The organism is Acinetobacter sp. YH12126 (assembly GCF_013418745.1).
In the GTDB taxonomy this organism is placed as follows: Bacteria; Pseudomonadota; Gammaproteobacteria; order Pseudomonadales; family Moraxellaceae; genus Acinetobacter; species Acinetobacter amyesii.
Map to the genome: position 1 here is coordinate 1 of NZ_VPBM01000036.1, position 9,510 is coordinate 9,510.

Sequence of the window (9,510 nt, forward strand, 5' to 3'; positions counted from 1 at the left end):
ATATGACACCGTTTACCTTGCAATATGACACCGTTTACCTTGCAATATGACACCGCTTACCTTGCTTATAGCACTAAAATTAATTAAGGTGTCATAGCATAATAAATAATACTGGTGCTTCATGAGAGAGTTAGTTGTAAAAGACAATGCCTTAATTAATGCAAGTTATAACTTAGATTTAGTAGAACAACGTTTAATTTTATTAGCTATTGTTGAGGCAAGAGAAAGTGGGAAAGGGATTAATGCTAATGATCCCTTAACTGTCCATGCAGAAAGCTATATCAATCAATTTGGCGTACATCGCAATACCGCTTATCAGGCATTAAAAGATGCCTGTAATGATTTATTCGCAAGACAATTCAGCTATCAAAAAATAAATGAAAGAGGGAATATTGAGAACTATAGATCCCGTTGGGTTAGTGAAATTGGATATGTAGATAATGAAGCAGTGGTTAAGCTTATTTTTGCCCCTGCCATAGTTCCATTAATTACGCGCTTAGAAGAGCATTTTACTAAATACGAATTGCAGCAAGTTAGTAATCTCAGTAGTGCTTATGCTGTTCGTTTATATGAGTTATTAATTGCTTGGAGAAGTACGGGCTCTACTCCAATTATAGAGCTAAGTGATTTCCGTCAAAGAATTGGCGTACTCGATACTGAGTACAAGCGTATGGAACGCTTTAAAACTAGTGTACTTGAGCTCGCTATTAAACAAATTAACGAACATACAGATATCACAGTGAAGTATGAACAACACAAAAGAGGTCGATCAATTTCAGGATTTTCTTTTAACTTTAAACAGAAAAAGAAGGACAGCCCATCAATAGAAAGAGATCCGGATACTTTGGGTCTTTCTTCAAAGATGACCGATGCTCAACGGCATATGTTTGCAAATAAACTTTCCGAACTTCCTGAAATGGGTCGTTATTCCCAGGGAACTGAAAGCTATCCGCAATTTGCTATTCGTATTGCTGAGATGCTGCAAGACCCTGACCGAATAAAAGAACTATACCCATACCTAAAAAAAGTGGGATACATGCCATCAAATAAAAAGGACGCCGTAAATGGCTAAGTTATCACTAAGTGAAGTATCTAAAAAATTTCATGTGGATAGATCAACCATTTACAGAGCTGTACGTAATGGACGTTTATCACGCTCCAGTGATGGACAATTCGATCTAGCAGAGATCATCCGATGCTTTGGAGAACCTGAGCAAACATCTCAAAAAATTGAATCATCTAAGCAAGAAGGTGATGAATCTACAAAAAAACTTATTGCCCATTTAGAAAATGAAGTCAAAAAATACCAAGAACGTGAAGAACGGTTAATGCAACAAATTGACCGTATGCAAACACTCATTGAGCTGAAAAGTGTTGCACCTGCCACAGCAGCACCACAACAAGATGCTACGGCATGCGACACTGACATGCCACAGCATGCGACAACACAACAAGACAATGATAATAAAAAGAATAATGCATTAAATATTGCAGAAAATGTGGCGGTGCCACAGCAAGAAACTACGGCATACCACACCCAAACGCTACAGCATGCCACGTTGCAAAATGTGGCAGTGCCACAACACAAAAAACGTGGATTATTTGGCCGTGTGCTAAATGCTGTTTTTGATCATGACTGAGCAATCTAGGGAGAGAAATCATGCCGAAACTGAAAGACATTGCCCTGGGCATTATTGTGGCTCCGCTGCTGATCCCGATTATGCTAATTGCATCGTACCAGGATAAAAAGGCACTGAAGAAAGAGCTGGATGAACGCCAAAAAGAAAAAGCTCAGGCTTCCTGATTATTCACCTAGGCTTATTAAAGCCGTGGAACATTGCTCAATAAGTAGGCGTGGAACGTGAAAAATCATAAAAAAAGCCCGAACAGGGATGCTCGGGCTATAAACTAGAAACTACAGTGTTGAATTATAAGGATAATTATAAAGCATTTCGTATAAGGTGTATTATGTTAATTTTAGGAATATTAAATAATTTAATTCGATTTCAAATCATAACCAAAGTCTTGATCATCCAAGTTGATTTCATCTGTAAATAAAATTCCTAATACATATTTAAACCTTTCATATCTATCAAAAATTGTTGGTATTCCCCAATCTTCATCTAAAGTATATAGTTCGTGCTTTTTATAAATTGAAAAGTCACTCCAATCTGGAACAAACATTAATTGAGTAATTCTCATAACTCCTTTCAATATATCTCGGGGTATTGCCGAATTATTAGAATAATGAAAATTTATACTTAATAAATCTTTTTCTAATTTCCAATATTCAACATCAGACCATACCCCCTCATCAATCCATAAGCCTATAAAAGAATTAGGATCATAGATTCCTTCGCCTAAGAAGGTGATATTTCTATTAAAATTTTCCAACATATAATTTAATCTCCGATTCTATTCATATTTACATCAAATGTTCCATTCCGAGTGCTTTTACTATTTAACTTGTCAACACTACTAGCTTCTTTCCATGCCCCACCATTATGCCCATCAACATCTCGAGATATATAACTATTACCTTTTTTATAGACTGCTGCACCATTTTTTGTTCTGTAGTTTGTTTTTTTATATCCCATTGCTTCTGCTGCTTTTCCTGCTGTTTTATCATTAGGATATACTGGAGCCTTTCCATTAATACCTAGTTTTCCAATTTTACTTATCCCCCCAAAAAGAACTCTTAAAGGAGCGATAAAAGTTTCTTCTAAATATGTAAATGGCTGTATAGGTTTTTCTTCGATTTCAATACAGTTACCTTCTTCATCACATGATGGGTAGCTTGCAACTTTATTATTAGAACTGAAATTACTTACAAAACTATTTTGTTGTGTTACTGATTGAAAACTAGAAATAGAAGATTTGCTTGAACTACTTCCAGAACCATTACTCAACACGGCTAGATCAGATAGCTTTAGGTATCTTGATCCACAACTAGAAGTATCACCAACAGCAACAATACTTTTTCCACCAACGGTCATAAAACCTTGATTAGATGCGATTGCACGTGATTGAACCTTACATTTAGGACAAAAGTGAGTCATGCCATCAAGATGTACTGCTTTACCTTCGACAGTAAAAGATGAATCACCTAAAATAATGATTCCACCATGATCGGTTTTACAACCAACTGTTATTAATGCTTTCATTTATAATTTGATTATTTATTAAGAATGAACATATTAAAGCATAAGGAATTAATGATAAAAAATTTGATAACTACTTCACAATTCCTTATCCATTTAACATAATGGGCATTATACGAAATGCATACATTGAAATTTATAAAAATCAAAAACTTATGCTATAAATAATGTGCTCGATGATGTCGAAAAGCCGGCTTGGAAACAAGTCGGCTTTTTTATGAGCAGTTTTGATAGTTCTTGCCAATAAAATTGTTTAAAAAGTAATCAATTTTTCGGTTTTTCCAATGTTCTCAACGTCCCAGGATCTAAAATTATCCCCATTTACTGCGGATAAACCTGGGACGGTTTTTAGCCGGTCCTGTACGCATTTGCTTACGTCAATTACGGCCCTTTGCTCCTGTACGACCTGGCTGCAATTTCCTATGATGGATTCATCAGGAACAGGAAGTTCCACACAATAATAAAAACATAGATACGCACAAGGACTGTAAGGTACGACAGGAGTTATACCGAGCGAACCAATACGAAAAACCCCGGCAGGATGCCGGGGTTTTTTATTGCCTGCATTTAAGATCTAATCAGTCTTAGCCAATTCATTTTGGTTGATAAGTTTAATCAGCGCATTTTGAACAAACTCATCAAGTTCAATCCCTTTTTCTTTTATGATGGTTTCTATCTTTGCTAGCGTTTCACTTTCTAATTCGAACTCGATTTCTGCTGATGTTTCCATGAGTAAATCATAGTTATTTTCGACCATCTTTTTAAAGGTTTCTTCTAGATCTTTTGTTGATGGAATATTGAAAGATAAGCGTAATGAGCTATTGATAATTTCAACATGGGTATACCCTAAATATTCAGTACTTTTTCCTACAAATCCTAAGTGCTTCATAAAAAACCTTCAATAAATATAGTAAAGAGCTGTCTAAATTAAGCCAAACTCTCTTTTACAAATTTTAGATCAGCAATAAATAACCGAATAACGCCCATTATGTTAATTTTAGAAAGTCTTCAAGCTCACCTTAAAGAATTAACCTACTAGAGGATGCTCTTTCATTAAATTCTGTATGTCATTTGGGTCATAACAACCACATAAGCCTAGAAGCACTACGTCTGATATCTCATCAATACAACAACCTGAAACGATTTGCATACGTTGATTTTTGTCATATCCAAAAACTGTATATGTCAAATCTTCATCATCAAAATGATCTTTACAGATTGAACAGCAATCAGGGTATTTCTTCAAAACCTTATCAATATCTTTTTGCTGAGTAACAGTAACGCTCATATAACAACTCAAATAACTTTTCTTGGCCATAATTTTACATCTATATTTTTCTGAATATCCTTTTATTTAGCATGATGGGCATTATTCGGAATGAGAGCGGACAACTCTCGTTTTTTGTTATGGAAACTGCTAAAATACAAGTACGCCATTGACGTACAAAGAGTCCATGTTATTTATTGAAACCAGCATCTTTACCAAGCAAATTAAAGACCTTGTATCTGATGAGGAATATCGTCAACTTCAGGAAGATCTTTTGGTACAGCCTGATAGAGGTGATCTAATCAAGAATGGCGGTGGTATTCGCAAAGTACGTTGTGCTCAAGGTAACAAAGGAAAAAGTGGTGGCATTCGGGTGATTTATTATTGGGTCACCGAGGATGATCAGATATTTTTCTTAGTGGCTTATCCAAAATCAGTGAAAGATAATTTAACAGATAAGGAAACAGCCATTCTGCGCCAACTCGTGAAGGAGCAATTTCATGGATAACAACTTATTTGATGACTTGGTTGCTTCAATCAAAGAAGCTGGAGCTATCAAACGTAAAGAAGTTAAAGCAAGTCGAGTTACAGAACTCGAACTACCAGATATTAAAGAAGTACGTGAAAAAACAGGCTTGAGCCAAAATGAGTTTGCTGCACGTCTGCATATTAGTCCTCGTACCCTGCAAAATTGGGAACAGGGACGACGCTATCCAACTGGACCAGCAGCTACATTGATTCGAATTTTAGATGCTCATCCAAGTCTTATTTAAAAAATTACTTAAAAAATGGGAGCTTAAGACTCCCATTTTTAGATTCGTATAACGTGTATTATGTTAATTTTAGAAAAACTTTAAAGCATTTAAACGAAATATATGAACTTAATTTCAGCAATTTTATTAAAGGAACATCCTATTAGTGGATGTATTCAAGATGGAAGCGGGAACCCTAAACCGTTTCCAATTCTTGCTATTGATGGGATTCCATTAAATATATGGATAGATAACAATACCAATATCATTGAAGAGACAAATACTCTTGTTCCAGCACAAGGATGGTTATATGACTTTGAAAACAATCTGTCTTTAAGTAATGCCTGGAAACTTCTAAAACCTGAAGTTTCTGAATATGGTGCTGTCTCGACAGTCGTACCAATTTTAATTTGTCCTGATGATTTAGACCTTGTGTGCAACGTAATTATGGTTGAACAAGTTACTACAGAAACAGAGGTCACATGGATCAGATTTGGACGAAGCTGGAATCATATAAACGATCTAGTTACATCAGTAATTTGGGAAAAGCCCTTTGCATCTCCTGTCTTAACATTCAAATTGAGTAATTTTGAAGAAGCATACAATAATTTAAAAAGCTTAGATAAAGTCTGGAATGGGGTTATTTAACATAATGGCTGTTATACGAAATTGAAAAATCCTAGACTCAGATCTAGGGTTTAAATTTAAAAAAACACATAAAAATTAATAATATAGTATCAATATTGTCCCATTGTAATTTGTTTCAATTCTAATGAATTATCAAACTCAAAATGTAAATAATTATCAAATATTTTGTATTTAAGCCAACTGTTACTTTCTCTTTCGGGGGGTCCAAATAAATTAGCTACAGATTGCATCTTACTTTTGTGATTAATACCTGTGATCAGATTTTCTAAAAATGGGTATGGGTAATATTCTTCATTCTCTTTGACGTAGATGAAAATGGTATCTAGTATCTGATGTTCATTAAACCTAAACGTAATACCTCTCTTAAAAAATTGCCAATAGGATAGCTTTTCTCCACCAAAATTAGTCTCTAATGAGTCAAACTCACTTGCAACAAGAATAACTGCTTTCAAAATATCTGAACTTGACTCTTTAGTTCCAAGACAAGATAAAAAAACCTCTACATCACCTGAAAAATTCACTTATGACATACCTAAATCAAAATTTTCTTTATCCTTTGGTTTTATCATATTAAAAATGAAATCTCTGATTCAAAGTTAAAATTTTCAAAAGCTGTATCCATTTAACATAAAATCTCTTATATGAAATTTAGAACTTATCCCTTAAAAAGATCATTAAAAAGCTCTTTATCTTTCTGTCTATTTTCTTCTGTCTTACTTTCCGCACTTAAAAACTGCTCAAAATCAGCCCATTGATGTTTAAAAGATTCATCATTCTTAAATTTATTCAAAACCCAAGCGCCAAGCAAAATTTTCCGTCTAGTTTCATTTTTCCGTTCTTGGGCTTTTGCTTCGCTTAAAAGTTTTTGCTGTTTGAGTTTAAGCTCATTCTGTTTCTGTTTTGCCTGTTCTAAGATCTGCTCTTGTTCTTTTTTTAAATACTCAATTTGCTCTTGCAGGGATAATTTTTTCTGCTGTGCTTTGGTGAGTTTCTTTAAAACTGCATCTTTCTTTTCTTGAATATCTGACATAGTATTAAACCGTGATGATCAATAATCAAACATCATCATAGAGTCAAAAAACAAAGCGAGCAATATCAAACGTAGCGAAGCGAAGTTTTCCCGGAGTGAAACGAAGGGCGCACTTACCCACTTTTATCATTTCATTCAAAAGTGGACGTTGCGACAGGGGAAACCCCTGTACCCCATGACCTCGCTTTAGCATGGTCAGCAACTTTTTCAAAGTTGCAAAAATCAAAACCACGGTATGCAGAAATTTAGGTTTTTAAAGTGGCAATTTTTCATTTGAATGAAAGCAACATCTCACGAAGTGACGGACGTTCAGCCGTTGCTTGTGCTGCTTATCGTGCCTGTGAAAAATTAGAGGATCTGACTTTTGGAAAGACTCAGGACTACACTAAAAAAAAGGGACTTGCATACAAAAATATTTATGCACCAGAACATACCAATACAAAACTTTTAGACCGTCAAACACTTTGGAATACAGTAGAAAAAAAAGAATTCAATGCCAATGGCTCAATGAAAGCGAATGCACGACTCGCCAAAGAATATATCTGTGCTTTACCACATGAATTAACAGATGCAGAACGCATAAAAATCGTTGATGATTTCTGCTCTAACTTTGTCAAAAAACATAATGTGATTGTCGATGCTTGTATTCATGCACCACATGATCATGATGATGAAACCAATAATAAAAATTTCCATGTCCACATCATGTTCACGACCAGAGTCGTGAATGACAAAGGCGAATTAGGCAAAAAACAAAGAATCTTCAACGACCATGGTCCCGAGATCCTGAAGGACAGCCGAGCAACTTTTGCCAATGTTGTAAACACAGTATTGGAAAATGCTGGACTAGATGAACGCATCGACCACCGGAGTTACAAGGATCAGGGCTTAGACTTTCTTGAACCCACCCATCATGAAGGGCATGAAGCTACAGCACTTCGCAGACAATATGACGAGGAACAAAAAAGACCGCTTGAAGAACGTAACACTGAAATTGTGCTACCAAGAATTGCACTTGAAAATGATGCAATCAAAGCCAAAAATTTAGATGCTGCACGAGAATACCAACAGATCATCAAGGGCCTTGATCAAGAAATTATTGTTCCAAGTCGATTAGAAGATCAGATTACCCAGCTGGAAAACGAACTTCAGTTAACCGAAGCAGAAGAAAAAGAGCTTTTAGCAGAATTAGTAAATCTCAACCTAGAAGAAGAACGCCTGCAAGAACAACAGGTTCAACAGATCGACAACGCATATGATGACTTCATCCGGTGCCAAGATATTTATGCAGAATTTGCCAATCAGTTTTACACCATTCAAAGCAATGCTGCTGATAATCAAAAGCAGATTGAATCAAATCTCACCAAGACAAAACGATGGTTAGCAGAAAACAAAAGCGATTTTTACCTACATACCAATAATTTGTTTTATGACTCTTATCATCATACTTACAGAGATATAAAAAAACCTGATTTTTATGCGACTGAAAAATCAGTAGAACAGGCAAAAAATGAGAACTGGAGAGAATACGCAACCGAGGTCGAACAACTTGCTAAAGAATACGATATTGAGAATGTCGTCCAACGCTTAGGTCAATGCTCAGAGATACTGGAAAATAATGGGATTGAACGACCAACGATAAAACCCACGTTTTGGCAGAAGCTAAAACGAGAGTACGTTCATTCATTCGATACCCTACATGATTTTAATGATGATATGAGTCCCCTCCTTAAAGCAAAACGGGCAGATGATCTCAAAATTGAACAAGAAAGAATGCAGCAAGTAAGCCAAGCGGAAGTAGATCGCCAACGAAGAATTGAAAATGATCGCAGAGAAAGTGAATTTAGAGAGCAATTACGTAAAGAACGAGAGCAAAAAGAACAACGCTATGAACAAGAAAGACACGAACGAGAACATTTGGCATTTTTAAAACGCCAAGAATTGGAAAAACAGCAGAAAAACGAGCCTAAAAAACCAGAAAATGAAAATAACAACGATTACCGACCTTGGTGAATGCTGTTTAAACGCAAAAAAATAGGGTTTTTAGCGATGTTTTGTTAAACCACAGTAGATTTATAGTTGAGTTAAGAAAAAACTCTTAAATCGCAAATGAGAGCATTTAGCGAGTGTCTACGAGCGAACTACAGGGATCTAAATTTTTTCACCTGTTTTTCCCTGATTACAGGCTCCCCTGTGTATCAAGAACTCAGAATCAGAGCATCCCGAATGGGTGCGAACTGATTACGGTGGCTTTATGTCGAGCGAAGCGAGTGAAAAAGTTCTATGAGCGAAGCGAATTCCTAGTTGCTTTTCTTTTTTAAAAAGTCACGAAATTTTAAGCCAAAAATTGCCCCTACGAACTGAGCGAAAGCGAAGTTCAATAGAGTTTGAGCGTAGCGAAAACATAGGGCAATTTTTTCTTTCCTGGGCTTTTAATTATTTTAAAGTTTTTAAATGCTTTTAGGTAAGCTGAAAGCCCTGTAAATAAAGGCTTCTAGACTTCATATGACACCGTTTACCTTGCAATATGACACCGTTTACCTTGCAATATGACACCGTTTACCTTGCAATATGACACCGCTTACCTTGCTTATAGCACTAAAATTAATTAAGGTGTCATAGCATAATAAATAATACTGGTGCTTCATGAGA

Annotated in this window: 13 protein-coding genes and 1 pseudogene; 7 read left to right on the forward strand and 7 right to left on the reverse strand. The window is 35.6% G+C overall.

Annotation, left to right across the window (positions count from 1 at the left end):
* Positions 1–121 precede the first annotated feature (121 nt).
* From repM to FTU62_RS16860, 3 genes are read left to right on the forward strand one after another with little or no spacing between them, the layout of a single operon-like run.
* Positions 122–1,072: a replication initiation protein RepM gene (gene repM, locus FTU62_RS16850; RefSeq protein ID WP_180103247.1), complete on the forward strand. Its 951-nt coding sequence runs from the start codon at positions 122–124 to the stop codon at positions 1,070–1,072.
* Positions 1,065–1,640: a plasmid replication DNA-binding protein gene (locus FTU62_RS16855; protein ID WP_180103248.1), complete on the forward strand. Its 576-nt coding sequence runs from the start codon at positions 1,065–1,067 to the stop codon at positions 1,638–1,640. The genes repM and FTU62_RS16855 overlap by 8 nt, the downstream gene beginning before the upstream one ends.
* 20 nt (positions 1,641–1,660) lie before the next feature.
* The gene (locus FTU62_RS16860) at positions 1,661–1,804 is read left to right on the forward strand and encodes a hypothetical protein (RefSeq protein ID WP_162898103.1); all 144 of its coding nucleotides are present in this window, start codon (positions 1,661–1,663) and stop codon (positions 1,802–1,804) included.
* 191 nt (positions 1,805–1,995) lie between these two features.
* On the opposite strand, the gene FTU62_RS16865 is transcribed toward FTU62_RS16860, so the two are convergent.
* From FTU62_RS16865 to FTU62_RS16885, 5 genes and pseudogenes are all read right to left on the reverse strand, one after another.
* Positions 1,996–2,397: an Imm41 family immunity protein gene (locus FTU62_RS16865; protein ID WP_111886124.1), complete on the reverse strand. Its 402-nt coding sequence runs from the start codon at positions 2,395–2,397 to the stop codon at positions 1,996–1,998.
* A gap of 5 nt (positions 2,398–2,402) precedes the next feature.
* Positions 2,403–2,597, reverse strand: a complete 195-nt coding sequence (locus FTU62_RS16870) for a toxin C-terminal domain-containing protein (protein WP_111886125.1) — start codon at positions 2,595–2,597, stop codon at positions 2,403–2,405.
* Positions 2,598–2,813: 216 nt separating this feature from the next.
* Positions 2,814–3,164 (reverse strand): annotated as a pseudogene (locus FTU62_RS16875) (PAAR domain-containing protein); the annotation flags it as partial.
* Between the two features lie 571 nt (positions 3,165–3,735).
* Positions 3,736–4,050 (reverse strand): hypothetical protein, encoded by a 315-nt coding sequence (locus FTU62_RS16880; RefSeq protein ID WP_058971764.1) that lies wholly within the window; start codon positions 4,048–4,050, stop codon positions 3,736–3,738.
* Positions 4,051–4,188: 138 nt separating this feature from the next.
* The gene (locus FTU62_RS16885; protein ID WP_068976015.1) at positions 4,189–4,449 is read right to left on the reverse strand and encodes a hypothetical protein; all 261 of its coding nucleotides are present in this window, start codon (positions 4,447–4,449) and stop codon (positions 4,189–4,191) included.
* 166 nt (positions 4,450–4,615) lie between these two features.
* Between FTU62_RS16885 and FTU62_RS16890 the strand changes: the two genes are divergently transcribed.
* The 3 genes from FTU62_RS16890 to FTU62_RS16900 all read left to right on the forward strand — a co-directional run bounded on the left by FTU62_RS16890 (position 4,616) and on the right by FTU62_RS16900 (position 5,828).
* Complete coding sequence (locus FTU62_RS16890) at positions 4,616–4,936, forward strand: type II toxin-antitoxin system RelE/ParE family toxin (protein WP_058971762.1); 321 nt, start codon at positions 4,616–4,618, stop codon at positions 4,934–4,936.
* Entirely contained in the window at positions 4,929–5,201 is a 273-nt protein-coding gene (gene nadS / locus FTU62_RS16895) for a NadS family protein (protein WP_000369781.1), read from the forward strand. Before FTU62_RS16890 ends, nadS begins: the two co-directional genes overlap by 8 nt.
* A gap of 102 nt (positions 5,202–5,303) precedes the next feature.
* On the forward strand, positions 5,304–5,828 hold the full coding sequence (locus tag FTU62_RS16900; protein ID WP_180103249.1) for a hypothetical protein: 525 nt from the start codon (positions 5,304–5,306) through the stop codon (positions 5,826–5,828).
* An 89-nt stretch (positions 5,829–5,917) separates the two neighbouring features.
* On the opposite strand, the gene FTU62_RS16905 is transcribed toward FTU62_RS16900, so the two are convergent.
* Both FTU62_RS16905 and FTU62_RS16910 read right to left on the reverse strand, forming a co-directional pair.
* Complete coding sequence (locus tag FTU62_RS16905; RefSeq protein ID WP_005173624.1) at positions 5,918–6,349, reverse strand: hypothetical protein; 432 nt, start codon at positions 6,347–6,349, stop codon at positions 5,918–5,920.
* A gap of 134 nt (positions 6,350–6,483) precedes the next feature.
* Entirely contained in the window at positions 6,484–6,858 is a 375-nt protein-coding gene (locus tag FTU62_RS16910) for a hypothetical protein (protein ID WP_086322809.1), read from the reverse strand.
* A 258-nt stretch (positions 6,859–7,116) separates the two neighbouring features.
* On the opposite strand from FTU62_RS16910, the gene mobQ reads away from it, so the two are divergent.
* Positions 7,117–8,871 (forward strand): MobQ family relaxase, encoded by a 1,755-nt coding sequence (gene mobQ / locus FTU62_RS16915; RefSeq protein ID WP_373886381.1) that lies wholly within the window; start codon positions 7,117–7,119, stop codon positions 8,869–8,871.
* Positions 8,872–9,510 lie beyond the last annotated feature (639 nt).

What these genes read in the sequence shown, in the direction of transcription:
- repM (WP_180103247.1), top strand. Translation starts at nt 122, where the DNA reads ATGAGAGAGTTAGTTGTAAAAGACAATGCCTTAATTAATGCAAGTTAT.
- FTU62_RS16855 (WP_180103248.1), top strand. Translation starts at nt 1,065, where the DNA reads ATGGCTAAGTTATCACTAAGTGAAGTATCTAAAAAATTTCATGTGGAT.
- FTU62_RS16860 (WP_162898103.1), top strand. Translation starts at nt 1,661, where the DNA reads ATGCCGAAACTGAAAGACATTGCCCTGGGCATTATTGTGGCTCCGCTG.
- FTU62_RS16865 (WP_111886124.1), bottom strand. Translation starts at nt 2,397, where the DNA reads ATGTTGGAAAATTTTAATAGAAATATCACCTTCTTAGGCGAAGGAATC.
- FTU62_RS16870 (WP_111886125.1), bottom strand. Translation starts at nt 2,597, where the DNA reads ATGGGATATAAAAAAACAAACTACAGAACAAAAAATGGTGCAGCAGTC.
- FTU62_RS16880 (WP_058971764.1), bottom strand. Translation starts at nt 4,050, where the DNA reads ATGAAGCACTTAGGATTTGTAGGAAAAAGTACTGAATATTTAGGGTAT.
- FTU62_RS16885 (WP_068976015.1), bottom strand. Translation starts at nt 4,449, where the DNA reads ATGAGCGTTACTGTTACTCAGCAAAAAGATATTGATAAGGTTTTGAAG.
- FTU62_RS16890 (WP_058971762.1), top strand. Translation starts at nt 4,616, where the DNA reads ATGTTATTTATTGAAACCAGCATCTTTACCAAGCAAATTAAAGACCTT.
- nadS (WP_000369781.1), top strand. Translation starts at nt 4,929, where the DNA reads ATGGATAACAACTTATTTGATGACTTGGTTGCTTCAATCAAAGAAGCT.
- FTU62_RS16900 (WP_180103249.1), top strand. Translation starts at nt 5,304, where the DNA reads ATGAACTTAATTTCAGCAATTTTATTAAAGGAACATCCTATTAGTGGA.
- FTU62_RS16910 (WP_086322809.1), bottom strand. Translation starts at nt 6,858, where the DNA reads ATGTCAGATATTCAAGAAAAGAAAGATGCAGTTTTAAAGAAACTCACC.